General features: G+C 63.6%; 25 protein-coding genes and 1 pseudogene. 8 read left to right on the forward strand and 18 right to left on the reverse strand.

Going from position 1 to position 26483, the window contains the following annotated elements; translation table 11 throughout:
* Positions 1-143 precede the first annotated feature (143 nt).
* The 10 genes from BM013_RS34975 to BM013_RS35015 all read right to left on the reverse strand — a co-directional run bounded on the left by BM013_RS34975 (position 144) and on the right by BM013_RS35015 (position 9801).
* Entirely contained in the window at positions 144-1442 is a 1299-nt protein-coding gene (locus BM013_RS34975) for a cation:proton antiporter (RefSeq protein WP_093133912.1), read from the reverse strand.
* Positions 1443-1575: 133 nt separating this feature from the next.
* Positions 1576-2565, reverse strand: coding sequence for a hypothetical protein (locus BM013_RS34980; protein WP_093133915.1), 990 nt, complete (start codon positions 2563-2565; stop codon positions 1576-1578).
* 464 nt (positions 2566-3029) lie between these two features.
* A complete protein-coding gene (locus tag BM013_RS34985) occupies positions 3030-3869 on the reverse strand; it encodes a tetratricopeptide repeat protein (protein ID WP_177225654.1) in 840 nt (279 codons plus the stop codon).
* Positions 3870-3877: 8 nt separating this feature from the next.
* On the reverse strand, positions 3878-4807 hold the full coding sequence (locus tag BM013_RS34990) for a non-homologous end joining protein Ku (RefSeq protein WP_093134163.1): 930 nt from the start codon (positions 4805-4807) through the stop codon (positions 3878-3880).
* 138 nt (positions 4808-4945) lie between these two features.
* Positions 4946-5092 (reverse strand): hypothetical protein, encoded by a 147-nt coding sequence (locus tag BM013_RS41480; protein ID WP_177225655.1) that lies wholly within the window; start codon positions 5090-5092, stop codon positions 4946-4948.
* A gap of 83 nt (positions 5093-5175) precedes the next feature.
* Positions 5176-5433 carry a hypothetical protein gene (locus BM013_RS40900; protein WP_143098446.1) on the reverse strand — a complete coding sequence of 86 codons (258 nt, stop codon included), beginning with the start codon at positions 5431-5433 and terminating at the stop codon, positions 5176-5178.
* An 81-nt stretch (positions 5434-5514) separates the two neighbouring features.
* The gene (gene ligD, locus BM013_RS35000) at positions 5515-8055 is read right to left on the reverse strand and encodes a DNA ligase D (RefSeq protein WP_093133923.1); all 2541 of its coding nucleotides are present in this window, start codon (positions 8053-8055) and stop codon (positions 5515-5517) included.
* Positions 8056-8069: 14 nt separating this feature from the next.
* Positions 8070-8249: a DUF3606 domain-containing protein gene (locus BM013_RS35005; RefSeq protein WP_093133925.1), complete on the reverse strand. Its 180-nt coding sequence runs from the start codon at positions 8247-8249 to the stop codon at positions 8070-8072.
* A 286-nt stretch (positions 8250-8535) separates the two neighbouring features.
* Positions 8536-9408, reverse strand: coding sequence for an SDR family oxidoreductase (locus tag BM013_RS35010; RefSeq protein WP_093134166.1), 873 nt, complete (start codon positions 9406-9408; stop codon positions 8536-8538).
* Between the two features lie 141 nt (positions 9409-9549).
* Positions 9550-9801 carry a hypothetical protein gene (locus BM013_RS35015; protein ID WP_093133928.1) on the reverse strand — a complete coding sequence of 84 codons (252 nt, stop codon included), beginning with the start codon at positions 9799-9801 and terminating at the stop codon, positions 9550-9552.
* Between the two features lie 242 nt (positions 9802-10043).
* Here BM013_RS35015 and BM013_RS35020 point away from each other — a divergent pair.
* A pseudogene (locus tag BM013_RS35020) lies at positions 10044-10725 on the forward strand (alcohol dehydrogenase catalytic domain-containing protein); the annotation flags it as partial.
* A 210-nt stretch (positions 10726-10935) separates the two neighbouring features.
* On the forward strand, positions 10936-11034 hold the full coding sequence (locus tag BM013_RS42030; protein ID WP_256221843.1) for a hypothetical protein: 99 nt from the start codon (positions 10936-10938) through the stop codon (positions 11032-11034).
* Between the two features lie 347 nt (positions 11035-11381).
* On the opposite strand, the gene BM013_RS35035 is transcribed toward BM013_RS42030, so the two are convergent.
* A complete protein-coding gene (locus BM013_RS35035; RefSeq protein WP_093133930.1) occupies positions 11382-12557 on the reverse strand; it encodes a PAS domain-containing sensor histidine kinase in 1176 nt (391 codons plus the stop codon).
* A 229-nt stretch (positions 12558-12786) separates the two neighbouring features.
* Between BM013_RS35035 and BM013_RS35040 the strand changes: the two genes are divergently transcribed.
* Together BM013_RS35040 and BM013_RS35045 are read left to right on the forward strand one after the other, a co-directional pair.
* Positions 12787-13281, forward strand: coding sequence for a low affinity iron permease family protein (locus BM013_RS35040; protein WP_093134168.1), 495 nt, complete (start codon positions 12787-12789; stop codon positions 13279-13281).
* Positions 13278-14159: a YihY/virulence factor BrkB family protein gene (locus BM013_RS35045; RefSeq protein ID WP_093133933.1), complete on the forward strand. Its 882-nt coding sequence runs from the start codon at positions 13278-13280 to the stop codon at positions 14157-14159. Before BM013_RS35040 ends, BM013_RS35045 begins: the two co-directional genes overlap by 4 nt.
* Positions 14160-16022: 1863 nt before the next feature.
* On the opposite strand, the gene BM013_RS35055 is transcribed toward BM013_RS35045, so the two are convergent.
* Both BM013_RS35055 and BM013_RS35060 read right to left on the reverse strand, forming a co-directional pair.
* The gene (locus BM013_RS35055; protein ID WP_093133939.1) at positions 16023-16379 is read right to left on the reverse strand and encodes a DUF2934 domain-containing protein; all 357 of its coding nucleotides are present in this window, start codon (positions 16377-16379) and stop codon (positions 16023-16025) included.
* 24 nt (positions 16380-16403) lie between these two features.
* Positions 16404-17132, reverse strand: a complete 729-nt coding sequence (locus tag BM013_RS35060; protein WP_093134171.1) for a glycosyltransferase family 2 protein — start codon at positions 17130-17132, stop codon at positions 16404-16406.
* A gap of 196 nt (positions 17133-17328) precedes the next feature.
* On the opposite strand from BM013_RS35060, the gene BM013_RS41485 reads away from it, so the two are divergent.
* Both BM013_RS41485 and BM013_RS35065 read left to right on the forward strand, forming a co-directional pair.
* Positions 17329-17496 carry a hypothetical protein gene (locus BM013_RS41485; RefSeq protein WP_177206756.1) on the forward strand — a complete coding sequence of 56 codons (168 nt, stop codon included), beginning with the start codon at positions 17329-17331 and terminating at the stop codon, positions 17494-17496.
* A gap of 174 nt (positions 17497-17670) precedes the next feature.
* Positions 17671-20118, forward strand: coding sequence for a catalase (locus tag BM013_RS35065; protein ID WP_093133942.1), 2448 nt, complete (start codon positions 17671-17673; stop codon positions 20116-20118).
* Positions 20119-20621: 503 nt separating this feature from the next.
* On the opposite strand, the gene BM013_RS35070 is transcribed toward BM013_RS35065, so the two are convergent.
* The 4 genes from BM013_RS35070 to BM013_RS35085 all read right to left on the reverse strand — a co-directional run bounded on the left by BM013_RS35070 (position 20622) and on the right by BM013_RS35085 (position 24953).
* Positions 20622-20876: a DUF2934 domain-containing protein gene (locus BM013_RS35070; protein WP_093133945.1), complete on the reverse strand. Its 255-nt coding sequence runs from the start codon at positions 20874-20876 to the stop codon at positions 20622-20624.
* 111 nt (positions 20877-20987) lie between these two features.
* Positions 20988-23225 carry a xanthine dehydrogenase family protein molybdopterin-binding subunit gene (locus BM013_RS35075; RefSeq protein ID WP_093133948.1) on the reverse strand — a complete coding sequence of 746 codons (2238 nt, stop codon included), beginning with the start codon at positions 23223-23225 and terminating at the stop codon, positions 20988-20990.
* A gap of 13 nt (positions 23226-23238) precedes the next feature.
* Entirely contained in the window at positions 23239-24222 is a 984-nt protein-coding gene (locus tag BM013_RS35080) for an FAD binding domain-containing protein (RefSeq protein WP_093133950.1), read from the reverse strand.
* On the reverse strand, positions 24219-24953 hold the full coding sequence (locus BM013_RS35085; protein ID WP_371281550.1) for a 2Fe-2S iron-sulfur cluster-binding protein: 735 nt from the start codon (positions 24951-24953) through the stop codon (positions 24219-24221). Before BM013_RS35085 ends, BM013_RS35080 begins: the two co-directional genes overlap by 4 nt.
* Before the next feature lie 271 nt (positions 24954-25224).
* Between BM013_RS35085 and BM013_RS41670 the strand changes: the two genes are divergently transcribed.
* Positions 25225-25503: a hypothetical protein gene (locus tag BM013_RS41670; RefSeq protein WP_093134176.1), complete on the forward strand. Its 279-nt coding sequence runs from the start codon at positions 25225-25227 to the stop codon at positions 25501-25503.
* Positions 25504-25535: 32 nt separating this feature from the next.
* Entirely contained in the window at positions 25536-25904 is a 369-nt protein-coding gene (locus tag BM013_RS41675; protein WP_218153720.1) for an ATP-binding cassette domain-containing protein, read from the forward strand.
* A 66-nt stretch (positions 25905-25970) separates the two neighbouring features.
* Here BM013_RS41675 and BM013_RS35095 read toward each other — a convergent pair whose 3' ends face one another.
* Positions 25971-26471 carry a DUF421 domain-containing protein gene (locus BM013_RS35095; protein WP_093133953.1) on the reverse strand — a complete coding sequence of 167 codons (501 nt, stop codon included), beginning with the start codon at positions 26469-26471 and terminating at the stop codon, positions 25971-25973.
* Positions 26472-26483: the final 12 nt, after the last annotated feature.

Below are 26483 nucleotides of genomic sequence, written 5' to 3' on the forward strand. Positions count from 1 at the left end.
TGCAACAACCATGACGCGCTCACCGATGAAATCAGTTTGGCCTAAGACTCGCTGGGATAGCGCACCAAGATCGCTCATTGTCGCGGGCAGATGCATGAGCCTGTAGATGTGCGGCGGGTTTCGCTCGAGGGATCGACCTTCGATCATCGTCCTCGCTGCTTCGCTGCCTGGTAGAGATTCATCAACGGCGTGGCGGAGATTCCATGGACGATCACCGACAGCACCACCGTCACCAACACGGCGCCCGTGATCGTTCCGACATCGGACGGCGAGGCGCCGTGCGTCGAGACGTAGGCCAGGTAGTAGATGGAGCCAACACCGCGGATGCCGAACCACGCCCCAAGGCGGCGTTGCGATGCAGTCCAGTGCCCGCCCAGCGTGGCAATGTAGACAGCCACCGGCCGGGCGACTGCGATCAGGAGCACGGCGATCAACACATTGGGGGCGGTCAGCATCTCGGTGCGCAGTAGGCAGCCGATGACCAGCATGGCCGCGAGTTCGACAAATTTCTCCAGCTCCCGTGCAAAGTCGAGCACGTCACGCGTCATGGCGTTGGCAGTTTGAGCCTGCGCAACCGCGACGTCCCTGACTTGCGGCGGCTTGGCGGTCGCTTGTGCTTGGCCGGCTTCGTCGCCCACGGCGCGCTCCACGTTGCGCATGCTGAGTCCGGCGAAGAAGACGGCAAGGAAGCCATAAACGGCTGCGTGCAAAGCGATCCCGTAGGTCAACGCAATGAGCCCGAGCGCAAGAAAACTTTCCATGCCCAATGCTTGCTTCTTCCTTGTCTGCAGGAACAGCACCAGCCGGGTGAACATCGCGCCACTCGTCCAGCCCAGCGAAATGCCGCCCACGATGGCCCACACCACATCCAATGAAAGCCATCGAAGTCCCCACGGGCCGAGTTCATGGACACCGGTCAAGCCCAGCGCCAGCATCACGAAAGGAAAAGCGGCACCGTCGTTCAGGCCCCCTTCGGCGGTGAGGCCAAAACGCAGGTCGTCCTGATCGTTCTCGTGGCGCACCTGTACGTCGGAGGCAAGCACGGGGTCGGTCGGCGCGAGGATGGCTGCCAAGAGCAACGCGGCCGACAAGCCAAGCTGCAGGCCCTGGCCTGCGAGCGTCATCAATGCGATCGTGATGACCATGGCCAAGCTGGCCAGCAACGCGGGTTGTATCCAACTCTCGACCTGCAAACGGACGCGCAAGCGCAGTCCTACCGCGAAAAGCGAGATCAGCACAGCGACCTCGCTGATCGTCTCGACGAGTGCCGCGTCAGCCGGCATCCCCAGCTTCACAAGATTGAAGCCACCGGGCCCGGCGGCAAAACCCAAGCCCATGTAGAGGGCAGCGGCGCTGATGGGCAACGTCTTGAGAAGCGTGCCCGTCAGTGCCGCCAGGATCAGGAGTGCACCGATCACTAGGTCCCAGGTCGCAGCGGTCATGAGGCCCGTTGCCCGATGGCTGTCTCTTTGAAGCCTAGTGGAAGAACAGTGCGATCAGGATGATGATCGGGATCGGCACGCCGAGGAACAGCAGAAGTAGTGAGCGCATGGAGGTCTCCTTTGAAAGTGAGGGTCAGAGGTCGCGGCGGCGGCCACCGTAGGTCGCTGCGAAGCTCGCGACGAATGCGCCGATCAGCATCGAGACCACCAACCAGAGCGAGGCATAGGCTGAAGCCTTGCGCGCAGCGTCAGCCGCGTCCTTGGCCTTTGCCTCTGCATTCTTGAGCGTTGCCTGGGCCTTGGCGTAGGTATCGTTCACGCGCTTCTCCGCGTCCTGTTGGCTCAGCCCCGTGCGCTGTGCCACGACTTGGCCGACGTACTTGGCATCGTCCGGCGGCAGTGCACCGGTGCGAATGCCGTTCAGAAAGATCCGGCTGACCTCGGCATTGGATGCAGAGGCACTGCGCTCAGGCGCCATGGCCGGCGCTGCCGGCGTGACCGGTGCGGCAGACGGGGAAGAAGCCGTGGTGGCGTCTCCCGTGACCGACGCCGGGCTGCCCGAATCGCGACGAAACAGCGAGTCAATGAAGTAAGCCGTCGGGTCCGAACCCGTTTCACGGCCCGACTGTGCCGCCGCAGCGCCCGCACCACCCGCTGCGCCGGCTGCTGCGGTCGCGGCGCCGCCGGCCACCGTAGCGCCCGCCTGTGCGCCGGCTCCGAGGATCGACGCCACCGCAGAGCCCAGAAGCGCTGCTGTGAGCAGCGTGGCTACTGCCCACGCAAGGAAGCCATGCGCGGTGTCGCGAAAGTAGACCTCGTCCGTGTGAACGCCGGCCCACTTGGTGCGAAGTCTTCCGGCCAGATAGCCGCCCATCCCGGATGCCGCGATCTGGGTGAAGCTCAGCCAGAGGATCGTCGCAATACCGATGGCGGCGGCGCTCGCACCCTGGCTCGTCCAGGGGCTGATCGACGACATGCCAAGGCCCGTACCGAGGAGCAAGAGCACGAGCGACAGTGCTGCCGCGCCCGCCGCACCTGCAAAGATTGCGCCCCATGAAACGCCGCTTTGGACGGTATTTCCTTCGATCACGCCGACCGGTGTATTGACGCCGTACTGGGCCATGGCTGCTCCTTGTTGTGGAGCAGAAACAATTCCTTCCGTGCCGCTCGGCTTCAGTCGGCGCCGGGCTCCAAGCGCAGTAGGTGGCGATCCCATGGGAGACCGTCGACCGTGGAGTGCGTCACTCAGAGTCATGCGGTCGGTGAGATGCCGCAGACCGACTTGTGTGAGCTATGAATAAGAACACGAGGCTCGTTTGACTCGGCGTGCAGCATCTCGCCGCGGACCTTGTTTTTTGCGTCGCAGCGAAAACAGCGTGGAAACCCTCGTTGAGAAAACTGGGCTTTTGGCCGGTTCGCTCCTGTTCGGCAGCGCCACGCATCGAGCAGCCGCTGGGGCTGCGATACAGCTTCGTCTCGGCCAGCGTCGCGCAGCAGCAAGAGTTGAGAGTTAAAGAACGGAAAGCTGTGAGTCAGCCTTATCGATGACGGCCTGATCGGGTTGAAGCAGGCGGTGGCGCATGCGGCTCAAGGCGAGCGAAGCGGCCTTTCGGGCTGGAGCCGTTTGAATGCACTGAAGTGCCTGATCGCCATTTGCTGTTGGCCCGCATCCGCATACAGAAGCGCCGCGTTTCGATGCGCATCGAGCAAGTCCGGTTGCAGGCGCAATGACTCCTCGTAGCTTTCCAGTGCGCCGTCGATGTTGCCGATGCCCTCTAGCGCGACGGCTCTGTTGAAGTGCATCAAGGGGTCGTCGGGGCAGAAGCGCAGACCGTCCTCATAAAGCGCCGCCGCGGATTCGCACCTGCCTGACTCGCACAACATGAAGCCAAGATTCAGGTAGGCATGCGCGTAGGATGGATCGTCCGTCAGGATGTGCCGATAGAGCGCTTCGGCCGCTTCGGGTGCGCGTTCCTCCAACGCCTCGGCGCGCGCGAACCGGTCGGCCAATTCCACAGAATCTGCAGCGTCGGCCCCGTCCTGAGGCAAGAAGCTCACCGTCTCGCCGCCCGTCGCAATCTGAAGATCCAAAATGAGCTGGCCGCTCTCGGGCTCCCAGTGTGCGTCGGCAGAACGCACGGTGACTCGGTTCCCTTCTGCCGTGATGCGCAGACCCAGCAACGGCAATTCATCCGGCAACGTGACCTTGAGCTGCTGCAGTGCTTTGAGGATCTGGCGAGTCGGAATGCGCGCGCTTCGGAGTTCTTGCGCCGAGCGAAGCAGCACAAGGTCCTGAAAAGAGAATTTCCACGCGTTTCTGTCGTCCTTGATGGGGGCGACAAAGCCAAGCTCAATAAGTCGAAGCACCGAGTGCTTGGACAGCCCCAAAGATTGCACGACGCCCCGAAGTGTCCGCGTGGCGTTCACTCGGCTCTTCACTTCCTCGCTCTCGCACGCGGCGCTGCCACGCTTTTCGCTGGTGTCTTGGGTGCACGCTTAGCCTTGGCTTGCGAAGGTCGAAGCGGCGTGACGACCTGACTGGCCTTGGCCGGGCTCGGTCGAGGCTTCTCGCTGCCTTTGCCCTTCTTTTCGAGGCTGGCCATCAGCATTTGCGTCAGGTCGATGATCTGCGCCGATTCCACATCCTCGGGATGTTCCGCCGCCACAATCTCCTCGCCAGCAATCTTGGCGTCGATTGCCGCCAGGATGCGCTTCTTTTCCTCGTCCTCGAACATGGTCGGGTCGTAGGTATCTTGGGAGATCTGGTCGATCAACTGCAGCGCAAGCTTGAGTTCGGCCGCCGACGGCTCCAACTGCTCGATCCCCAGGTCTTTCAGCGAGCGAACTTCTTCGGCGTACAGCAGCTGCTGCAGCACCAAGCCGTCCTGCTCAGCCCGGACCTGAACGACATATTGCTTGGACTTCCACGCCCACTTCGCCAGTGCGCACCGGCCACTTTGCAACATTGCCTTTTTCAGGAGGTTGTATGGCTTTCCGCCGCGCTTGTCGGGCGCCAGGAAGTACGGCTTGTCGTAGTAGATCGGGTCGACGGCATCGACCGGAATGAATGCCACGATGTCGATGAGATGGCTAGCTCCTTCCTCGAGCGATTTCAGCTCATCCGCTTGGAAGATCACGAATCGATCAGTGTCGAACTCGTACCCTTTCACCATCTCCGCGCGAGGAACGACTTTCTTGGTGTTTACAGCGGAAACATATTGCTGCTTAACGCGCTGCCCGTCCTTGGTCAGCATGTTGAATCGGACGGATGCCGAACTCTCCGTGGCCGTAAACAGTCGAACCGGAATGGAGACCAGACCGAAGCCAAGAGACAGGGACGCAATCGATCGCGCAGTAGTGACCATGGCGAGCTCCAAACTGTCCGAAAATGGCCTCAACTTGCCACTTTTTTGCGCGCGTGAGAAGAGGCCGATGGCCTCTCATGCGCAAGCAAAGGAAACAGCCAATATGCCCATGGACTATCTGCGCACGATCGAGAGCGCTCAATTTCCGCTCCGTTTCCAGGCAACGGCCTCTGTTTCGGTTTCTGCAAAGCCTCCCACCCTGGCAGCGGACAGCCCCTCGAGCGTGGGGATCAAGTTGTCCCGGATAATCTTGCTATCTTCGACGAGCAATGCGGTGATGGCCATGCGGGCAACGTATGCGTCCCATTTCGCACACGTGTAGGTGTTTCTCTGCGGCTTCGGTGAGAACGCGTCGTAGCCCATCCGAATCACAGGGTCGTTGCAGGCGGATGCGAATCACTCGGCGTCGGCATCCGGGTTGCCGATCGGATCGGCGTCTTCGTCCTCCGCCCGCATCGCCGGGCGCCCGCATCAAACGCTTTCTGTGCGGAATCGAATGTGGCTTCGGAGGCGGGGGACTCGCGCACCTGATCGATTTCTCCAGTCGACTCGAGAAGCAGCCAGTGAAAACGACCGGCGTGATCCGGATCCTCGATCACCGTCAGCGCGAGATGTGAGAGTTTCATTTGTTGCGCATCCCTTTCAGGCATCTTTGCGCAAGCATTCGGCGGCCTTCGGCGACGAAACCTCGACCACCAATTTGCTGCTCATCGTTTGAACCCCAGTCGCTTCATCGGTTCTGCCAAAGCCTGCCTTTGCTTCCAGTAACCGGCCCAAGGGTCGAGCTTCTGGAAGGAGAGGTATTCGCGCGCCGTCCGCACAGTCCATTGCGCACCGCTCTTCAAGCCGGGCAGGTCGTCCCAACTCACTGGGATGGAAACGCCGAGACCCGGACGTGCGCGCGCCGAGAAGGCCGCGGCCGTAGTAGCCCCATGCCCGTTCCTCAGGTAGTCCACGAAGAGCTTTCCCACCCGATTGCTGGGCCCGCTCTTGGCCACGAAACGCGAAGGAATAGTCTTCGCCAGGTGCTGCACGACGGCCTGAGAGAACCCTTTGACGGTGTCGTAGTCGTAGCGTGGCGCCAGAGGCACCACGACGTGCAGGCCTTTACCGCCGCTCGTCTTCAACCACGCGACGAGGCCGAGGGCCTGAAGCATGGCGCGCACGAGCGCCGCGGCCTCCTGGATATGTTCCCAGCTCGTGCCCTCGCCTGGGTCGAGGTCGAAGATCATCCGATCGGGCTTGTCGATGGCCTTGGCCTTCGAGTTCCACGTGTGGAACTCGATGACGTTCATCTGCGCTGCACCCGCCAACGCCTGCGCGTTTCCGACCTCCAAGAGCGATGCGTGGCCAGACCATAGCCCCTCAGGAAGTTCGGTGATTCCTGGAATGCCAATCTTCTCGCCGTGCTTCTGAAAGAACAGTTGACCGGTCACGCCGGCAGGGCCGCGAACCAGCGAGCACGGACGTCCCTTGAGGTGGGGGAGGATAAAGTCGGCCACCGACTCGTAGTAGCGCACCAGTTCCAGCTTCGTGACGCCGGCTGTCGGATCGATGACGCGATCTCCATGGCTGATTTTGATGGACCTATTTGAAGGCGCCGTGCGCTTCGTTGAACTCGCTGCTGCTGGCGCGTCCACCACCTTCGGTTGCTCGCGCACAATCTTCTTCGCCGGCTTGTCATCGCGAAGGCCCAAGAACGACGCGTGGCGGATCTGCCCGTCAGGTGTCCACTCCGCAAAGGTGATTTCGGCCAGCAAGACAGGCTTCACCCAGCGCTCGCTCCCGGCCTGGCGTTTAGACCAACGGCCTGGCTTCGAGATGCCCGTGTCGAAGGGCGCTGCCTTTGCCCCCAGCGGCTGCAGCTTCTTCTTGAGTTCGGTAGCCTCGTCGCTGCTCCAGCCAGTGCCGACGCTGCCTGCGCAAACCAGCTTGCCCTCGGCGTTGTGCACGCCAAGGAGCAGGCTGCCGATCTGCGCCGTGCTGCCACTGCGATCGGTGTAGCCGCACACCACGAACTCCTGGCGCAGTTTGCACTTCAGCTTCAACCATGTCTCGCTGCGGCGCGAGACGTACGGCGCGTCGGCACGTTTGGCGATCACCCCTTCCAGTTGCATCTGGCAGGCCGATCGAAGAATGGACGTCGGGTCGGCCTCGAAGTCCGCGCTGAAGCGCACATGCTCCGAAGCCCTTGCATTAAAGAAGTCACGCAGCAAGGCACGCCGCTCCTTTAACGGCACACTTCTGAGGTCGTGGCCTTCGAAGAAGGGGGCATCGAAAACGAAGTAGACAATTCGATCCGCTGCCAGCCGCCTGTCGAAGGCGTTCTGCAAGGCGTTGAAGTCGGGTGCACCGTTCGATCCAAGAACGACGATCTCCCCATCGAGAAAGCACGAGTGCAGCCCGAGCTTCTCGAGCTCCGAGACGAGGGTGGGCATCCTCGAAGCCCAGTCGTGGCCCCCGCGGGTGATGAGCGAAACCTTTGCGTTCTCGATCCTGGCCAAAATGCGGTAGCCATCGAACTTCAACTCGTAAAGCCATTCCCCCGCTGAGGGAACTCCTGCCGCAAGAGTTGCGAGCTGCGGCTTGAGTACCTGCGGCAGCTCTACCTTGCGCGCACCGGGCATCGGCTGGGTTACGCTTGAACTGTTTCGGCTTTTAGAGAGTGGAGGCGACTTCGGTCCCGGCTTCTTCAGCGGCTTTGAGATCACGCTGTCCGGAAGTGCGGTCACTACATCGAAATCCCCGTGGGCGCGTGCGAACTCATCCTTCTTCTTGAACAGAATCCACGGCTCTTGCCGCTCGCCGCCTTTGGAAATGTTGACCAGTTCCCAGAGGCCTTCGAGCTTTTGCCCCCGCAGGCGAAACACGAGCTTTCCGGCCGCGAGCCCGGCCCGCGGGTCGCCGACAGGTTCCCACGTGCCGTTGTCCCAGACGATCACGGTGCCCGCGCCGTACTGCTTGGGGGGAATCGTTCCTTCGAAGGACGAGTAAGAGATGGGATGGTCCTCCACGTGAATGGCCATCCGCTTGTCCTTGGGGTCGAAGCTGGGACCTTTCGGCACGGCCCAGGAGAGCATCACGCCGTCCAGTTCGAGGCGGAAGTCGTAGTGCAGCCTGGATGCGGCGTGCTTCTGAACCACGAAACTGAGAGCGTTCGGGTTGCCCTGGCCACCCTCCGTCGGCTCCGACGTCACGGCGAAGTTGCGCTTTGCTCTGTACGTAGAGAGCGCGTCGCTCTTGGCCATGCTCAGTCCGGCGGCTAGTCCTGCTTCGACAGGTACTCACGAACCTTCTCAGCCGAGTTTCCGACCGCTTGAACTGCGCGTCGTAGCTGGTTCTCGGTGCAGTTCAGGCTTTTCATCCAGTTGCGGACCTCGTAGTCTTCTCTGAGTGAGATGAGTTTGCGGTCAAGTGCCGTTTTGTGGGGGTCGTCGGACATTAAAACTCTCCTTGACTCACTAGGCTGGCCTGTGTCGGTGAGGGCGCGTGTAGGCGATGATCATCACGCAAGGGCAGACGCTTCCGAATGCCGTGAGCCGATTGTTGTGCGTCGTCAACAGGGCTCCGCGGGGGGCCCAGCCAATTTACATCCGTCGCCTTCATCTCGAAATCGGCTGGCCCCCAGCCGCCGCGAGGGAGAACGCTTTTGCAACGCGAAGCTGTTGTCGCCCCCGTCGGGCGGCAACTACGCCGGGAGAAGGACATGGCACCTTCGGACGCCTGCATTAGATGAAAGGAACGCCGCCCGTCACGGGAATGGTGGCCCCCGAGATATAGCTTCCCTGGTCCGACGCAAGAAGCACATAGACCGCCTGCAGCTCCGCAGGCTGGCCGGGACGCTTCATTGGCGTCTGCTTGCCGAAGTCCTTGACCTTGTCCGGCGGCATCGTCGACGGAATGAGCGGTGTCCAGAATGGGCCGGGTGCCACGCAGTTCACGCGGATGCCCTTCTCGGCCAGCAGCTGGGCCATGCCACCGGACATGTTCTGGATCGCGCCCTTGGTGGCCGCGTAGGCGACGAGCGTGGCATTGGGCTTGTCTGCGTTCACCGACGCCGTGCTGATGATTGAGCTGCCCGGCTTCATTCGCGCGGCCGCCGCCTTGGAGAGGAAGAAGTTGGCGTAGACGTTGGTGCGAAAGGTTCGGTCGAACTCTTCCTCGGAGATTTCGTCGAGCGACTTGTGGCTCATCTGGAAGGCTGCGTTGTTGACCAGCACGTCAAGCTTTCCGAAGTTCTCGATGGCGGTGTCCACAAGCTTTCGGCAATGCGCTTCCGTGCGGATGTCGCCTGGGACACACACGCAGCGGCAGCCGGCGCGCTCGATCCATTGCGCGGTGACACGCGCGTCCTCTTCCTCTTCCGGCAGGTACGAGATGAGCACGTCGGCTCCCTCGCGTGCGAAGGCAAGGGCGACGGCACGCCCGATGCCGCTGTCCCCACCGGTGACCAGCGTGGCCTTGCCATTCAGCTTGCCGCTGCCGATGTACGAGCTCTCCCCGAAGTCGGGCGGCGGTTCCATGCGGGACTCCAGACCGGGCGGCTCCTGGGCTGGGGTGGCGAACGGTGGGCGTGGAGCGGATTCGCGGGGGTCGTTCATGTGCATTCTCTCGAGATAGAGGTGGCCTTTTCATCCGGACAGGTCGCGCCTTTGCTTTGCAGCAGCCATGCGCCGTTTCAAGGCGGCGTGTGGTCGTGCAGCGCAAGGCCGCGTCGGGCGCGGGCTTCGCAACGGCGGAAGTCAGCCTTCTCGTTGCGGTTCGTCCTTTCGGCTGCGATCGGCATAAGGGGAGCTTCCCTCGTTGTCGGACTGCCCGACGCCCGCATCGCCCGGGCGCTGCGGCTTACGCGATCGGGTAACCACCGGCCCGTCGTTCGGTCCCTGGGGCTCATTGCGTTCGCTCGAAGTTTTCGCGGTTTGCTTCATTGCTTTTTGCGCTGGACTTTGGCCCTGCTGGTCATCGCGATGCCCGGGTTGGGAAGCTTGCGTCATGAGGTGCTCCATGGAAACAGAGGAGGAAGAAAAGAGGATAGAAAGGGCGCCAGCGGGAGGGCCGGGCCCGGCGGATCTGCTTCGAGCCGAGGTTGGTGGCTGAAAAGATCGCGGGATGTAGGCCGGCAACGCGCATCGACTGCTTTCATTCCTACAGCGGGCGCGGGGAAAGAGCCCTGCTTTTTTTATCTTCTCTTCCGCCCTGCGGCCCCTGCGCATATCGCTCGAAGGATCACTGAAGCATGAAAGCCCTCACCTACCAGTCTTCCCGGAACGTCGGCGTGGAGACGGTTCCAGATCTCGTGCTGGAGCAAGAAGACGACGTGGTTCTGCGCGTGACCGCCACCGCCATCTGCGGCTCTGACCTGCACATCTTCCGCGACAAGATTCCAGACATGGAGTCTGGGGACATCCTCGGGCACGAATTCATGGGGGTCGTCGAGGAAGCGGGCCGAGGGGTGACCCGACTGAAGAAGGGCGATCGCGTTGTCATGCCTTTCCCATTTCCTGCGGGCAATGCTTCTTCTCCAACAAGGCGCTGTTCGCTGCCTGCGAGACCACGAGCCCGGGACGCGGCGCCATCCTCAACAAGAAGAACGTGCGCTCGGGTGCCGGGTTGTTCGGGTACTCCCACCTTTATGGCGGCTACCCTGGCGGCCAGGCTGAATTCGTGCGCGTTCCCAAAGCCAACGTGGGCCCGCTCATCCATGGCTTCCTGTTCGGGGACGCGTTCGAGAAGGGGCTCACCTTCAAGATGGGCCAGACCCATGCGCAGCAGCGCCCAAGTTGCTCGAGCACATCCAGGCCGGCGATCTGAAGCCGGAGGCGATCATCACGCACCACATGGCCCTGGAGCACGCCGCGCGAGGTTATGAAATCTTCGAGAAGGCGGAGCAAGCCTGCCGCAAGGTGGTGCTGACCCCTTCGGGGCCGCCTGCCGTGGTGCCGGCCGCCGTCGCGGCCGACCGTGGCCTTGCGCTCTGAACCGCGGTCTCGCTGCACGAAAGGAACCCCCATGGCAGATCCGCAAGGCAAGGCCCAGCCGTCCCCGCAACGCATCGACATGCGCGACCCAGACGCGGTGGAACGTTGGAAGCGAGAACTCGCGTCACGGACGAGCAACTGTCCGAGGCGGTGGCAAAAGTCGGTGACAACGCCGCCGATGTCGAGCTGCATCTCAAGGGAAGCCGAAGCTCCACCAACGCCGACACGACGAGCGACGCGCCACGTTGACCTGGCGGTCAAGCGGCGTGTTCGAGTCAAGGCGGCAACAAGCTCGAGGCGCGACTCGAATGTTCGAAAGTTTCTCGCTGGAGCACTCGAGCTGGCAAACGCTACCTCGCGCGTTCGCTACGGCGGCGCCGCTCCGCCGGTGCTGCTCCTGCACATGCACCCGCGCACGCACGCAACCTAGTCTCGGGTCGCCCCGTTGCTCGCGGAACATCACGTGTCGGCTGTCCGGATCTTCGTGGCTTCGGCGCTTTTTCTGAAAGCTCGTCGACACCACGGATCACGCGGCAGCGTGTCCCCCACCGACTGGACGTCCTGCCATCTCGTCGGGGTGATCGCGTTGGGACGCCTCAAGGTGGCAATGAGGGCCCATCAAGGGGAAGCCGAACGGTGAACTCACTGCCTTGGCCCTTTCCGTCGCAGCGCACTTCCACGAACCCGCCATGGGCGTGGACCAGATCTTTGACCAGGGACAGGCCAACGCCAAAGCCACCGCCGGAGCGGTCAGGGTCCTCCTGCGTAAACAGGTCGAAGATCACCGGCAGCAAGGCGGCATCTATGCCAATTCCCGTGTCCGCCACCTTGATGACCGCGTGGTTCACTTCGACAGTGCAGCGCAGCCAGATCTTCCCTTTTGCAGGCGTGTACTTGATGGCGTTGTGAAGAAGGTTGAAGACGATCTGGTGCACCCGCTGGCGATCGGCCAGGATGGGAATGGCAACGGGCGGCACGAGTACATCGATGGTCTGCTGCTTCGCTTCGACGTCCGCTGCGACGACGTCTGCAATATCGACGATCTCGGCGCCAAGGTCGAATTCGGATTTGAAAAGGGTCAGTTTTCCCACGCCAACCCGCACGACGTCGGCCAAGTCAGCCATCATGCGCTCGACGAGGACGGCTTGGCGGGCGACCACGCTCGCAGGTTTCGCCAGTTCGTCAACGACCAAACCCCGCTTCTCCATGATTTCAGCAGCGATTCGCATGGGCCCGAGCGCATTGCGAACCTCGTGTACCAATCGGCCGAAGAAGGCGTCGCGCGCCTGGACCTTCTCCTGAGCAATCTGCAGTCGATTTTCGGAAGTCTCGATCCGCGCGCGCAGGTTGGTTCGATCGGCCATGACCTTCACGAACCCGACGTGCTGGCCATGCTGCTGAATTGCGATGAGGCTGCCCGTCACCCAGATGCGCGCGCCGTCCTTGCGCAAATGCCATCGGTCGTCTTCCGAGCGATGCGCGGACACTGCGACCTCTCGCTCCAGCTGGGGCAAGCCAAGTACCCTGTCCTCTTCCACGAAGAGGACGTCGATGGGACTGCCGGAGATCTCTTCTTCGGAAAATCCGAAGAGCGCCTCGGCGGCGCCTCGCCAAGCGGTGATCACGCCTGCCGTGTCGAGCACCACGAAGGCGATGTCGGGTGACTGCTCCCAGAGGAGCGCTGCAGCCATTGCAGGGTCGATTCCGACTGCAGCAACAGCGGGACTGACCGGTTGCTCCGCGGCACGTGCCGCATCGTTTGATGCCGTCATGGGCCTATCGTAGGCCCATCCGCGCGCGCAGGCTAGCTAGCGCACGGTTGCGGACATTGGCCGTTCGTCGAGGAGTCTGCGCATTCACGTACTCATGAGTGCGCGGCGGGCATCGTCCTACAGCGGCTTGCGCGAAGAACGCGCGGCCGAGTTCTTCAGCGGTTCCTTAGATTTGCGGCACCTGTCCTTCGCCGATCGAAACACAGATCTTCTTATGTCGAGCTTCTCAATGCCTTCTCGTCAGTCGACTGATGATCCCGTGGGGTCGATGCCCGAAACGTCTAGCGCGTCGTACGCAGACCGGTCTCGTTTGCTGTCCGCATTCGATCATTTCGCGAGCAGGGTCACGCGCTGGGCCGGTACACCCGCCGCGTTTTGCCTGGCCATTCTTGCTGTGGTCGTCTGGGCCGTTGTGGGCCCGCTGTTTGGCTTCTCGGAAAACTGGCAGCTGGTGATCAATACGGGCACGACGATTGTCACGTTCTTGATGGTCTTCCTCATTCAGCAGAGCCAGAACAAGGACAGTGTGGCGCTGCACTTGAAGCTCAACGAGCTCTTGGCCGCGAGCAAGGTTGCGAGCAACCGGATGATCGGCATCGAGGATCTCGACGAGCAAGACTTGCGCGAAGTGGCGAACTTCTACGTGCGCCTCGCCGCACGGGCGCGCGAAACCGGCGCTCCCAAGGAGTGCCACTCGATTGATGAGCGCGACGGTTCAATGTGAGCCGATTTCTCGAGGCCTTGCAGCGCCTTCGGCAAGTCTTTCTGGCTGTGCCCGGGCTGCGGGTCGTCCTGCTTGCCATTCGCAACTACATCCTTCATCAAAGCGGCAACCAGGCCGGAAGCCTGGCGTTCTCTGCGGTGCTGGCGATGTTTCCACTCCTGATTCTGCTGTCCGCCGCCGCTGGCTTCGCGGGACAGCCCGGCGACGCGGCGGCGCTGGCCAGCCGGGTGATGGACTATGCGCCTCAAGTCGTTCGCGATGCGGTGGCGCCGGTGATCAGACAGGTGCTTGCCCAACGGAACCAAGCGCTGTTGACGGTTGGACTCGTGGCCACCTTGTGGGCCGCTTCGTCGGGCATGCAGGCGGTGCGCACGGCGTTGAATCGGGCTTACGGCGTCGAGAGAGGCTTGCCGTTCTGGAAGGCTCGGATCAAATCCACGCTGGCTACCGTAGTGGTTGGCGGAGGGGTCCTGGCCGCCTTCAGCTCGGTGATCATCCTGCCGTATCTCTGGAGGTTTCTGCAGGACAAGGCGGGGGTAGGGCAGGAGGTGCCGTGGCTGCAGAACAGCGTGCGATACGGATCTGCCTTCCTGCTGCTGACCGTGCTCTACGGTCTGCTGTATGGCTGGCTGCCGGACGTGCGGCAGCGTTTGTACACGGTGCTTCCGGGCGCAGTGGTGGGTGCGGCGCTTTGGGTAGCAGCCGCAGCCACGCTTTCGTACACGCTACGCACGGCGGGAAAGCTTGCGCTGGTGTATGGCAGCTTCGCGGGCGTCGTCGCAACCCTGGTGTTCCTCTACGTCAGCGCAACGACCTTGATCTATGGCGCAGAGATCAACGGTGTTCTGCGCGAGAAGGGGGCACCAGCGCCGTCCTGAACGTTTGCCGCTTCGGCAACTGCAACGCCTCGACGCCTGGCGCAACAACTTGCATCCATCCCACACTCAGCCGGAGCTTCCTGTTACCGAGAAAACGCGATTCGAACCATATACCCGCGCGGCCGGCGGCTGGGGATCCCTGAAAGCAGTGGGCAGCTACCCGTTGCGCGAGCGCATTCCCATCGTTGGCGCAGAAGCGCTGTGGAAACAGAACGAACCGGGGGCTTTGCCTGCGGGAGTGGGGTAGAAGGGTCAGAGATCAGCGGAATTCAACAGTGCCAGCGGCCAAAGCGATTCCGATTCACCTCCATGCATCGTCCGGTGTGTGCGGGGACCGGCATTCCTCCAATGCAGGTCCCAGGGCCACTGCCTGTAGACAGTATCGCCAACGAGCGCATTCGTGATAGCGACATCCTCGCTGCCCCCCCGTACTGCGAATGCACACACGTGCGTCTGCGCGCGATCGCCCTTCGGCAAATCGCATTGGCGTTCAGCGAACGCCAGTCCGGGAGCCACGGCCACGAGACGACCGTGTCGGCCTCAGTGAACGCAACCCAGCTTTGGGCCGATGGCAACGGTTCAGCGCTACGCGATGCCGCGTGTTAGAAGAATCCACCCCGCAGGTGTTATCTCGTGAACTACTGCGGAATGCGGCGGTGTTTCGGGGGTGGCCCGGCGCAGAGTCGCAGTAATCACCAGAGCAGCGCGGAGCAGTTCCACCTGTCTGACATCAACAGGGTCCGTCACCGTAAGAGGCAAGGTTGCCCGCTCGATCTTGCGGAGGTAGGAGAGTGGCATTTGAGGCAGAGCTTCTTACTTTGCGGGCATTCTGCAAATGACGCCCAACGCTACACGTAGGAGCACTGCTTGTTCCCGCATGCCTTCTACCTCGGCCTGGCCAGCGGCGGAGCGCGCTCACCTTTTGAGGGCTTGGGCCGCACTCGGCCCGGACCTTTTGGCCCTGCGCGACCGATTTGCAAGGCGCGACGAAAAACTCGTGGCGCAAATTAGCGTAACTGCTTCGACGGGAATTGCCCGTAGGCCGTTCCGTGCCGCTGCAAAGCAAGCGCAGGACCCGCGCCCGTCCGCAAGCTGCATGCGGCGTTCAAGCGAAAAAATCAGAATCGTCTGACATTCAATGCGTCGAGCACAACCTTAAATTCGCTTCCCCCGTGGTTAGCCGCAGGCTTGCTGTAAACCTCAACCCGGTCCCAAGCGACCGGGTCTTTTTATTCGCAGACTTGCGGCTATGGGCGCCGGTTCCCCTCTTGAAAACCAGCGCGGCAAGGTCTATCTTCTTCGTCGTCGCACAGTGGTCAATCTCAAAGGAGGTACTGAAATGGCCATGAACTTGCTTAGGCAAATCGCGGGCTCTCGACTGCCCATGCCGTTCTACCGTAAGGAGGACATCGACGGGGTCAGGGTCCTCCGGGCCGCCGGGCTAGTCGTCGCTCTGATTCGTCCGGCTTCGACCGACGGGTCGCTTACTGAGGCCCAGGTGTTGGCGATTACCCAGAAGGGGCGCGAAGAACTCGCGAAGTTCGGCTATCCCGAGTCCCGTGCGCCACGCTGGAGATTCCGGATGCCCCGTATCAGGTCCGCAGCGTTCATCGCCAGCACGAGCAAATCCTCGACGCCGCGTGAGCCGACCAGGCCTCACTAGGGCGCGCAGGTGATATGCAGCGACAACCCCTTGAAACTCGTCGCCGAGCACTGAGACCAATTCACGGAAGCGTCGGGACGCGCGCCCGCGCTCCGTCAACTTTTCGGAGATTGTCGCCATGTATCGATCCTTGTTTCTTCGCGATCTGTTCGCGGAGATGAATCGCCTGCCGCGCGACATGCAGCAGGCCTTCGAGCTCACTACTTGGAGTGTTGTCGGCTCACCTGCGCCTCGGCTTCCAGCCAGTCGTCGACGTCACTGCCCGCAGCACTGCCGCGACGTTCATAAGCTTCATAGGCCGCACGGCGCACGGCTTCCTCGCGGCTGCTTTCTTCTGTGATCGAGGTCGCGCTGCCGGAGGCCGGCTCGCTGGGTTCAGTGCCCGAAGGGTTGGTGGAGTTTGTCGCCACCTGCTGCTCGGCTTCGCCGGGGTAGCCGTGCGCCTTGTTCGCTTCCCGGCCCATGCGGCTGCCTTGCGCCGGGCTGTCTTGCCCTACCGCACGGTTCTGGTCGATGTTGACCGGCGACATCGGCTTCTGTTGAGCATTGTTCGTCATGGTGGCTCCTTTGAAGATTTCGGGTCATGGATGATTTATCGAGGACGACGCCGGCGTCGGCAACAGCAGCGGCCGCGCCGCTGCCTCAAGCCGTTGGGCCACGGCATTGATCAAGGCGTCCGCGAATCCGCCCGTGGCCCTTCCATCTTTTCGCGCGCTGGTGACCACCCGGGGCTTCGCGCTCCATACCACCGCAGCCCCGGAGGCAACCAGCGCGTTGACCAGGGCGACATCCTCGCTGCATTGCAGGTGGCGAAAGCCGCCCGCGCGTCTGTACGCGACAGCCGACACCCCCAGGTTGGCCCCGTGCACGTGCGAGTGACCTTCGGTATCGGTGTAGGTCTGCTGAAAATGCCACTCCAGCAAGGGGGCATGCGCGCCGTGCGGTGTCCAGTCGACCACGCCGACCGTTCCGCACACGGCGTCGGCACCAAGGGAAAGCTGATCCGCAAGCCACGAGCATGCGACGACCGTGTCGGCGTCGGTGAACGCGAGCCAGCGTGCCCCCCGGGCGAGCAATGCCTCGGCGCCAATGGCGCGCGCCATGCCGACGTTTCTTGCGCGAACGCTCAGCGTCATGGCTCCTGCGGCGCAGGCGAACACGCCGGTGGCGTCCGTGCATGCGTCCAGAACGACAACGATCTCCACGGGCTCACCTGCCAGGTCGGCGTGCCGGGCGGCTTCACGCAAGGCCGTCAGGCAGGAGCGAATGCAAGCCTCTTCGTTGTGCGCGGGTACGACGATGCCGATCATTTTGATGCTCTCCGGGTGGCGCATGAAAAGGGAGGGGTTGGTCGAAATCTAGAGCGACACCGCGTGCGTTGCGTCAGCGCGCGCGCGTGCAGCGTGTAGGCGGGCGCAGAGGGCTCGCAGAAAAGAAAATTCAGCTGCCTTCCTACGAGGCGTTCGAGGCGCGCTCGGCACCATTGGCCTTGAGGAGGGTTTGAAAATGTTGAAGACACTGTTTGGCATTGCGGCGAGCCCTGTGATCGCGATCGCAATGTTCTGCTTCGGCTTGCTGTTTGCCTTGTTGCACCTGCTTGCGCTACCAGCACTTTTCTTGTGGGAGCGTTATTTGGAGAACAACCCGGCGCGGCTGCGTGACCGCAGTGATTGAAGCAGTAGCTGCGGGCCGGGCATCATCGCAAGGGCAGCTGCAGGCATTGAATTGGCCCCCGACCCGTTTGTCGTCTCTCCCTGTTGCAAATCTCCCGATGGCGATGCGGCGGCTTCCTACAAAAAGCCGCATCTACAGAACATAGCCTTGCCTCCCCATTTTCGAGAGAGAGCCATGGCCAAGAAAACCCCACCGACTTCTGCCACCCCTGCAGCCAGCGCAGCGGAAATCGACGCGGCCAGAGCCGCCGCGCGCAACACCGACAGCGGGCCCGCGAGTCCCGCTCCGCCGCAGGCCGGCAAGGGCGACTTGCCCGCGCAGAGAGCGATCGACACCCAGGCGCTTGCCAGCGGAATGCCGTCGAACGAGACGAAGCCTTTCGAACATGGAGAGGCGAATGCGTCGGCAACGCCTGCCGGCGCGGCTGTCTCACCGCCGTCCAGGTTGCCGGGCGGTAGCTCGCTGTCGGAGCGCAACGCCTCCGACAAGACGGGTACGGTTGCTCCCGAAGGCGTCAATGCGACGATCGGCACGCTCGACCGTGTGCGCGTCGATTCGAGCGGTCAGGTGCTGACGACGAACCAGGGCGTGGCCGTTGCCGACAACCAGAACTCTCTGAAGGCCGGGGCGCGCGGCCCGGTGCTGCTCGAAGACTTCATCTTGCGCGAGAAGCTCACGCACTTCGATCATGAGCGCATTCCGGAGCGCATCGTCCATGCCCGCGGCTCTGGCGCCCACGGCTTCTTCGAGTGCTACGAGCCGCTCACCAAGTTCACGAAGGCCGCACCGTTCAAGGAGGCCGGCAAGGTCACGCCGGTGTTCGTGCGCTTCTCCACGGTGGCCGGCGAGCGCGGATCGAAAGACACCGCGCGCGATGTGCGTGGCTTTGCCGTGAAGTTCTATACCGACGAAGGCAACTGGGACCTGGTGGGCAACAACATGCCGGTGTTCTTCATCCAGGACGCGATGAAGTTCCCAGACCTTGTGCATGCGGTGAAACCCGAGCCGCACCACCAGATGCCGCAGGCGGCCAGCGCGCACGACACCTTCTGGGACTTCGTGTCGTTGATGCCCGAATCCACGCACATGCTGATGTGGCAGATGTCGGACCGCGCCATCCCGCGCAGCTACCGAATGATGCAGGGCTTCGGCGTGCACACCTTCCGCCTGGTCAATGAAGCGGGCGAAAGCTTCCTCGTGAAGTTCCATTGGCAGCCGAAGCTGGGGACACATTCGCTGGTGTGGGAGGAGGCGGTGAAGATCTCGGGCGCCGACCCCGACTTCCATCGCCGCGACTTGTGGGAGGCGATCGATGCGGGCGAGTATCCCGAGTGGGAGCTCGGGTTGCAGATCTTCACGGAGGAACAGGCGGAGCAGTTCAGCTTCGACATCCTCGACGCAACCAAGATCGTTCCCGAGGAGCTTGTGCCGGTGCAGATCGTGGGGCGCATGGTGCTCAACCGAAACCCCGACAACTTCTTCGCTGAAACCGAGCAGGTGGCCTTCTGCACCGCGCACATCGTGCCGGGCCTGGACTTCACGAACGACCCGCTGCTCGCCGGGCGCATTCACTCTTATGTCGACACGCAGATCAGCCGGCTGGGTGGGCCGAATTTCCATGAGCTGCCGATCAACGCACCGATCGCGCAGGTGCACAACAACCAGCGCGACGGCATGCACCGCCAGGCGATCAACCGCGGGCGTGTGGCCTACGAGCCTAACTCGCTGGCCGGCGGATGCCCGTTCCAGGCGGGCGCGGCGCAGGGGTTCACGAGCATCGCAAGGCGCATCGATGCCAAGGAAAGCGCGGACAAGGTTCGCATCAAGCCTGAGAAGTTTGCCGACCACTACACGCAAGCCAGGCTGTTTTTCGAGAGCCAGACCGAAACGGAGAAGGCGCATATCGGCAATGCGTTCCGCTTCGAGCTTTCCAAGGTCACGGTGCCCGCGGTGCGCGAGCGCGTGGTGGCAAGCCTGCTGAACGCCGCCCCCGACCTCGCGCAAAGGCTTGCGCAGGACTTGGGCATGGAGCTTCCGGCGCCGCTTCCCAGGGCACTGGAGAAGCCGGCGACGCCAGAGGTGGAGGTGTCGCCAGCCCTGTCGCTGATGGCGCGGCCCGGTGACGGCGGCATTCGCACGCGCAAGGTGGCGGTGCTCGTGGCCAATGGCGTCGAGGGGACGTCGCTGCAGAAGGTAGTTTCGTCGCTGGTGGCGGCCGGCGCGGTGCCGCGGCTCGTCGGCGCGCGGCTGGGAACGTGCATTGGCGCGAACGGCGAGAGGTTCGCCGTCGATGCGACGATGGAGAATTCGCCCGGTTTCCTTTTCGATGCGCTGGTGCTGCCCGACGGTGCCGCGGCGGTCGAGGCGCTGGACGCGGACGCTCACACGCTCGAGTTCCTGCGGGTGCAGTACTGGCACTGCAAGACGATCCTGGCGCTGGGCGCATCCGACGCGCTGCTGGCCGAGGCGCAGATCCCGATGACGCTGCCTGACGGGTCTGCAGACCCTGGCCTCATCCTCGCCGACGCTGCAGGCGCCGACGAAGCGATCACTGCGTTCATCGCGGCCGTGGGCGGCCCGCGGCACTTTGCGCGTGAGAATGATCCTCCGCGCGCACCCTGACCTTCGCACCGATGCCACTGGCCAAGGTCCACAGCCTGAAAAGCCGAGCCGTTTCCGCCAAATCAGCGGCTGGTGCGAAGGCTTGGGCGAAGACCGTGGTACGCGAGGTTGTCGAACATTCGGATGGCTCAGCAAGCGTTCGTAGAATCGGCCCGAAATCTTCCAGTCGACGGTCTGAGCGGACTCGCGGAGAGGCGATGGCAGGCAACTTCAGATTGGAAGCGAATGAGAAGGCGCAGCGCCAGGCGTTCCGATGGGCGGTGGGCGCCCCTGCCGCACTCGCTCTCGGCGTGCCAGTTTGCGGGACGTTTTCCGGCGATCGCCAGCAAGGTGCGCGAGCCGCAAGGCCGTCTGGATGTTCGTCGGCCAGCGGCCCGGGCGCTTCTACAAAGTCTTGCCTCGAGCGTTCGCGGTAAGAACTGAAGTTGGTCACGCTGCCGCGTCGTGGCGGCCCCTGACCTGTTCTGTCGAAAGCGGCCCAGGGCCGGCAACTTGCACGGGATTCACAGGCTTGGCCGGGGGTCGAGGCCGTTGGATCCCGGAGGTTGACTCGAGAGCAGCGCGTCCACCTCGCGTTCCGCTTGCAGCCATTCCTCGAGCTGGTTGCGCCCCAGAAATTCACGGCGCTCGGCGAGTTCGTAGGCGCGCTGCCGGATCAGCCGGGCTCGGTAGGTTTGCGGCATCTCCAGTTCCACTGAATCAGGCAACTGGGGAGCCGCAATGGACTCCGTTTCGAACGAACCCATCATTCTTGCCATGGTCGACTCCTTTGCTTGAGACACCTGTCACCTGTAGAGCAAATCCATCTGCACTCGAGCCGAACTGGAAACGTTCACCTTGCGAAATTGCGCGGGTGTTCGCTGCCTGGCTCAGCCTTGGCGCGCCTGCAACCCGAGCACCTTGTCGAGCGTGAGCGGGTAGTCGCGAATGCGCACGCCCGTCGCGTTGTAGACCGCGTTGGCCACGGCAGCACCCGCACCGCAGATGCCCAATTCGCCCACGCCTTTGATCTTCAGCGGGTTGGTTTTGTCGTCGACCTCCTCGAGAAACACGGCTTCGATCGCAGGAATGTCGGCATGCGAGGGCACGTGGTATTCGGCCAGATCGTGGTTGACGAACGCGCCGAAGCGGGTGTCGACCACCGCGTCTTCGAAGAGCGCAGAGCCCACGCCCCAGATCATGGCGCCGGTGGCTTGGCTGGTGGCCGTCTTCATGTTCAGGATGCGCCCCGCGGCGAACACGCCGAGCATGCGGCGCAGGCGGATCTCGCCGGTGTCCATGTCGACCGCCACTTCGGCGAAGTGCGCGCCGTAGGCCTGCTGCGAAAACTTCTTCGCCATGTCGCCCTTCTTGATCTGGCCTTCCGCGCGCAGGCCGATGGTGCCAGCGAGCACACCGATCGATTCGGAGTGCGCACCGGCCGTGGCGCGGCCGTCGGCGAACACGACGTGGTCGGGCTTCGCGCCCAGGCGGCGCGCGAGTTGGCCGCGCAGGTTGGTGCAGGCGTCGAACAGGGCAGAGCCCGCGCTGGCGGCTCCCCACGAGCCGCCCGAGCCCGGCGTTTCAGGAAAGTCGCTGTCGCCGAGTTCGATGCGCACCCGGTCGACCGGCAGGCCCAGCATCTCCGCCGCAATCTGGGTGAAGACGGTGTAGCTTCCGGTGCCGATGTCGGTCATCGACATGCGCGCCGTGAGCACGCCCTGGCGGTCGAGCGCCACCGCGCACTTGGCGTCCATGAGCAAATTGCTGCGCGTGGCCGCTGCCATGCCCAGGCCGATCTGCCATCGGCCCTCGCGCAAGGAGCCGGGGGTGGCGCTGCGGCGCTTCCAGCCGAAGCGTTCGGCGCCTTCGTCCATGCAGCGAAGCAGTTGGCGGGTGGAAAAGGGAATGTTCTTCTCCGGGTCCGTGGTGGGCTCGTTGCGCCGTCGCAGCTCGATGGGGTCGAGGCCGAGCTTTTCGGCCAGCTCATCCATGGCCTGTTCGAGTGCGAGCATGCCGACGGCTTCGCCCGGCGCGCGGGTGGAATCGGAGATGGGCAGGTCGAGCTTCACCGAGCGGTGCGTGGTCAGCCGATTGAGGGCGGCATAGAGCGAGCGTGTCTGGGTGCTGGCGGTCTCGTAGAAGTCGTCGAAGCGCGCGCTGTGCGACAGCGAGTCGTGGCCTATGGCCGTGAGCCGGCCGTCGCGCGTGGCGCCGAGGCGCAGCCGCTGAATGGTCTGGCTGCGGTGCGTGGTGAAGTGGAACATCTGCTGGCGCGTGAGCGCCGTCTTCACGGGCCGCTTCAGCTGCCGCGCGGCCATGGCCGAGAGCATCACGTCGCCGTACACCGGCAGCTTGCCGCCGAAGCCGCCGCCGATGTAACGGCTCACGATGCGCACCTTCGAGGGTGAAAGCTGCAGCGTGTTGGCCACCGCGTTCTGCGCGCTCTCCAGAAGTTGCGAGGCGCAGTGCACTGTGACACTGTCGCCGGTCCACCAGGCCAGCGTGGCGTGCGGCTCCATCTGCGCGTGAATGTGGTGCGGCGTGGTGTACGTCGCATCGATCTGCACGGGCGCACCCGCAAAGGCCGTTTCGAAGTCGCCGATGCGGCTGTCTGCCTTCTGCATCTCGTCGTCCTTCGGCTTTTCGGCCTTGGCCTGCGCGGCCACCATGTCGTACTCGCCGGGCGCGGCTTCGTAGCGGATGCGGACCAGCGCGGCGGCCGAGCGTGCGTCCTCAAAGCTTTCGGCCACCACATAGGCCACTGCCTCGCCGTAGTAGCGCACCTTGTCGCTCGCCAGCTGCGGGGACGATCGCGCGAAGCGGTCCTTGGCGTCGATGGGCCCCCACGGCGCCTGCTTCGGCGCGTTGCGGTGCGTCATGACCAGCAGCACGCCGGGCGCCTTTTCGGCGGCCGAGGCGTCGATGTCGGCCACCGTGCCCTTGGCGATGGTGGCCTCGACGATGAACCCGTAGGCCGGCTTTCCCGGCGCCTCCTGCACTTCATAGGCGTAGGGCGCCTTGCCCGTCACTTTGAGGCGGCCATCCACGCGGTCGATGGGCTTGCCGATCAGGCCGGTGCGGTTGTCGTCTATGGGGTTGCGCGTCGAGGGAGCGTTCATTTCCATGGTGCGTTCTCCTTCAGGCCGCGCGCACGGCTTCGGTGATGGTCGCCTGCAGCGTGCGGCGCACGAGCGGGAGCTTGAAATCGTTGTGGCCGTAACCGCGGGCGCCGGCGAGCACGCCGTCGGCCGCGGCATCGACGGCGGCCTCGTCGAGCACGGTGTTCGCCAACCGCGCCTCGGCCGCCTCCACGCGCCAGGGCTTGTGCGCCAGCCCGCCGAAGGCCATGCGCGCCGAGCGGATGCGACCGCCCCCGGCGTCCACGATGGCTGCTACCGAGACCAGCGCGAAGGCGTAGGAAGCGCGGTCACGCACCTTGCGGTACACGTGCTGCCCGGGTACGGGCGGCGGCAGCGTGACGCCGGTGATCAGCTCGCCGGGCTGCAGGTTGGTCTCCAGCTGCGGCGTATTGCCGGGCAGGCGATGAAAGTCGGCAATGGGAATCACGCGCCGCGTGCCGCTGGGCATCACCGTTTCCACCGACGCATCCAGCACGCGCATGGCCACCGCCATGTCGGAGGGGTGCGTGGCAATGCATTGGTCGCTGGCGCCGAGCACCGCATGCATGCGGTTGTAGCCCTGCAGCGCGGCGCAGCCCGAGCCGGGCTGGCGCTTGTTGCACGCGCGCGCGGTGTCGTAGAAGTAGACGCAGCGCGTGCGCTGCAGCAGGTTGCCGCCGGTGGTGGCCTTGTTGCGCAACTGGCCCGAGGCGCCAGCGAGCAGCGCGCGGCTGAGCACCGCGTAGTTCTTGCGCACGCGGGCGTCGGCGGCCAGGTCGGCATTGCGCACCATGGCGCCGATGCGCAGGCCGCCGTCGGCGGTGGCGTCGATGGTGTCCAGGCCCAGGCGGTTGATGTCGACCAGGTGCACGGGCGTCTCGATCTGCAGCTTCATCAGGTCGAGCAGGTTGGTGCCGCCTGCAATGACGCGTGCACCGGGACGCGCGCAGGCGGAGGCCGCCGCTTCGGGCGAGATGGCACGTTCGTAGCTGAAGGCTCTCATGAGCGCGCTCCCGATGTTCCCGGTGTCCCGGATGTTCCCGATACATCGGCCACGTCCTTGATGGCCGCCACGATGTTGGGATACGCACTGCAGCGGCAGATGTTGCCGCTCATGCGCTCGCGGATCTCTGCCTCGCCGAGCGTCACGTTGGCGCCCAGGTCGCGCGTGACATGGCTGGGCATGCCTGCCCTGGCTTCGGCCAGCATGCCCGCGGCCGAGCAGATTTGGCCCGGAGTGCAGTAGCCGCACTGGAAGCCGTCACGGTCGAGGAAGGCCTGCTGCAACGGGTGCAGCGTGTCGCCCTGCGCCAGGCCCTCGATGGTGGTGACCGACTGGCCGTCGTGCATCACCGCCAGCGTGAGGCAGGCGTTGGTGCGCCGGCCTTCCACGAGCACCGTGCAGGCGCCGCACTGGCCGTGGTCGCAGCCCTTCTTGGACCCGGTCATGCGCAGGTTCTCGCGCAGCGCATCGAGCAGGGTGGTGCGGGTGTCGACCTCGAGCCGGTGGGATCGCCCGTTCACCTGCAACTGCACCTGCATGCGCTGAGGCGGCGGTTCGGCTGCAGGCACGGAAGATGAGACAGCGGGTGCGGACCCACTTTGCGCATTGGCCGTTGCCATGCAGCTGCCTGCCCCGAGGAGCGCAGCACCGGACTGGAAGGCGGCGCGGCGGGTCAGGCGGGCGCCGCCGCCGCCGTCTTCCACGTCGGCAATGGAATGTTCGAATTTCATGTGGGGTCTCCGGACGCATGACGCGCCGTGGAAATCCTAGGAACGGCGTGCGGTGGCGACATGGCGCGATGGCGCTGTCGTCATGTAGGCATCAGCCGACGCCGATGGCGCGAAAGGGTTCCTGCAACCGTCTACTGGCAGGGCGATCCGGCGCGCCATCGTGCCCAGGCGCGAGTGGGGCGGGCGAAGTCCTACGTCGGCTCGCGTGAAGCACGAGTGGACATGCGCGGCACAGCCTTAGATTGCTTGGCAAGCAACCAGCTTGGTGACCATGAAGTCGATCCAAGCATTTTCGCTCTGCTCATTCCGCGTTCTTGAACGCGCTTCCGACGTCTTTTCCAATCCCGTTGCGGCCTCCCCTCGCAACTCCGAACCGCCACGGCCGATGCGGCAGCTATCAGATTTCCGCTTCGACCTCATGGGGCTGCGCGAGAACGCCGAGAGCATCGCCCTCTACAGGGGAGAACCGCAGGAACGCGCGCAGATCTACCGACGATTCGAAGACGGTTATTCCACTACGACAAGCTCATCAAGAAGCAGCGCAACCTGAATCTGTACCAGCGTGCCTACATCCAACTTACCTTGGTATTGCCGGTCGTCATCCTGGCGCAGGCCGTATTGAGCGGCAAACTTCTCGATGCCACCCAACATTGGAAGAAGGTTCTAAGCATGGGTCCGCAACAGCGCCTGTCCTTTGCGCGTTTGCTGGTGCACCTTCCTCGCTTTGTCATCCTCGATGAAGCCACTAGCGCACTCGATGATGCCAACGGGGCCGCGCTGTATGGGCGACTGAAGAGCGAAGGCGTGACTCTCATCAGCATCGCGCACCGCGCGGCTGTGGTGCCGTTTCACACCCGTGTGCTGCAAATTCGAGGGCGATGGCAGCTGGAGCCCGCAGGATGTTCCCGCATTTCTCGCCCCTGTCGCGCCGAGTCCGCCAGGAGAATCTGATCGGTGTTTCGTTTGCGGCAGCGCGGACAACGCGATCTTGACGGCAGACAGCAGGCAGAGCGCTGCTCAATCCCGCTTCACCACGGTGAGTTTGCCGTCGCGCTCGAGGACGGCGCAAGCCACCTTCTCGAGGTCGGCATAGCCAAGCTGTTGGCGCATCGCCTCCTCAAGATTGCTTCGCGAGACAAGGGCACGCCGCATGGCGCCCTCGTTGACATGGCCGTCCCGCACGAGGACGATCTCGCGGCCGTTGACGAAGTCTTCCAGGCGTGGCCAGCGGCTGCTTCCTAGTGCCAAGGCGCGGTGCACCAGGACCAGCGCGGCGCCGGCGGCCATCGTGCTCCAGAATGGCGAGGCGCCGACCACCGCACGACTGAGCACGGCGCCCAGGAGCACCGTGATGCATGCATCGAAAGGACTGTGCTGTCCGAAGGAACGACGCCCTGAAGCGCGTATCAGCGCCAGGGCAATGAAGAACACAGCGATGGCCCGTGCAGCCATCTGCCAAGGTTCGAGCTGCGGTCCCTGCCCGAACAACCATTCGGTGAATTCCTCGGCCCGGTGCATGCGACTTCCAGC

The sequence above is a fragment of the Variovorax sp. OK605 genome, from assembly GCF_900115445.1.
GTDB lineage: Bacteria > Pseudomonadota > Gammaproteobacteria > Burkholderiales > Burkholderiaceae_C > Variovorax.

Bases quoted from the DNA above. Each gene is read 5' to 3' on its own strand.
- BM013_RS34975 (WP_093133912.1), bottom strand. From the start codon at position 1,442: ATGACCGCTGCGACCTGGGACCTAGTGATCGGTGCACTCCTGATCCTG.
- BM013_RS34980 (WP_093133915.1), bottom strand. From the start codon at position 2,565: ATGGCCCAGTACGGCGTCAATACACCGGTCGGCGTGATCGAAGGAAAT.
- BM013_RS34990 (WP_093134163.1), bottom strand. From the start codon at position 4,807: ATGGTCACTACTGCGCGATCGATTGCGTCCCTGTCTCTTGGCTTCGGT.
- BM013_RS41480 (WP_177225655.1), bottom strand. From the start codon at position 5,092: ATGGCCATCACCGCATTGCTCGTCGAAGATAGCAAGATTATCCGGGAC.
- BM013_RS40900 (WP_143098446.1), bottom strand. From the start codon at position 5,433: ATGAAACTCTCACATCTCGCGCTGACGGTGATCGAGGATCCGGATCAC.
- ligD (WP_093133923.1), bottom strand. From the start codon at position 8,055: ATGGCCAAGAGCGACGCGCTCTCTACGTACAGAGCAAAGCGCAACTTC.
- BM013_RS35005 (WP_093133925.1), bottom strand. From the start codon at position 8,249: ATGTCCGACGACCCCCACAAAACGGCACTTGACCGCAAACTCATCTCA.
- BM013_RS35010 (WP_093134166.1), bottom strand. From the start codon at position 9,408: ATGAACGACCCCCGCGAATCCGCTCCACGCCCACCGTTCGCCACCCCA.
- BM013_RS35015 (WP_093133928.1), bottom strand. From the start codon at position 9,801: ATGACGCAAGCTTCCCAACCCGGGCATCGCGATGACCAGCAGGGCCAA.
- BM013_RS35035 (WP_093133930.1), bottom strand. From the start codon at position 12,557: ATGACGGCATCAAACGATGCGGCACGTGCCGCGGAGCAACCGGTCAGT.
- BM013_RS35040 (WP_093134168.1), top strand. From the start codon at position 12,787: ATGCCTTCTCGTCAGTCGACTGATGATCCCGTGGGGTCGATGCCCGAA.
- BM013_RS35055 (WP_093133939.1), bottom strand. From the start codon at position 16,379: ATGACGAACAATGCTCAACAGAAGCCGATGTCGCCGGTCAACATCGAC.
- BM013_RS35060 (WP_093134171.1), bottom strand. From the start codon at position 17,132: ATGATCGGCATCGTCGTACCCGCGCACAACGAAGAGGCTTGCATTCGC.
- BM013_RS41485 (WP_177206756.1), top strand. From the start codon at position 17,329: ATGTTGAAGACACTGTTTGGCATTGCGGCGAGCCCTGTGATCGCGATC.
- BM013_RS35065 (WP_093133942.1), top strand. From the start codon at position 17,671: ATGGCCAAGAAAACCCCACCGACTTCTGCCACCCCTGCAGCCAGCGCA.
- BM013_RS35070 (WP_093133945.1), bottom strand. From the start codon at position 20,876: ATGGCAAGAATGATGGGTTCGTTCGAAACGGAGTCCATTGCGGCTCCC.
- BM013_RS35075 (WP_093133948.1), bottom strand. From the start codon at position 23,225: ATGGAAATGAACGCTCCCTCGACGCGCAACCCCATAGACGACAACCGC.
- BM013_RS35080 (WP_093133950.1), bottom strand. From the start codon at position 24,222: ATGAGAGCCTTCAGCTACGAACGTGCCATCTCGCCCGAAGCGGCGGCC.
- BM013_RS35085 (WP_371281550.1), bottom strand. From the start codon at position 24,953: ATGAAATTCGAACATTCCATTGCCGACGTGGAAGACGGCGGCGGCGGC.
- BM013_RS41670 (WP_093134176.1), top strand. From the start codon at position 25,225: ATGAAGTCGATCCAAGCATTTTCGCTCTGCTCATTCCGCGTTCTTGAA.
- BM013_RS35095 (WP_093133953.1), bottom strand. From the start codon at position 26,471: ATGCACCGGGCCGAGGAATTCACCGAATGGTTGTTCGGGCAGGGACCG.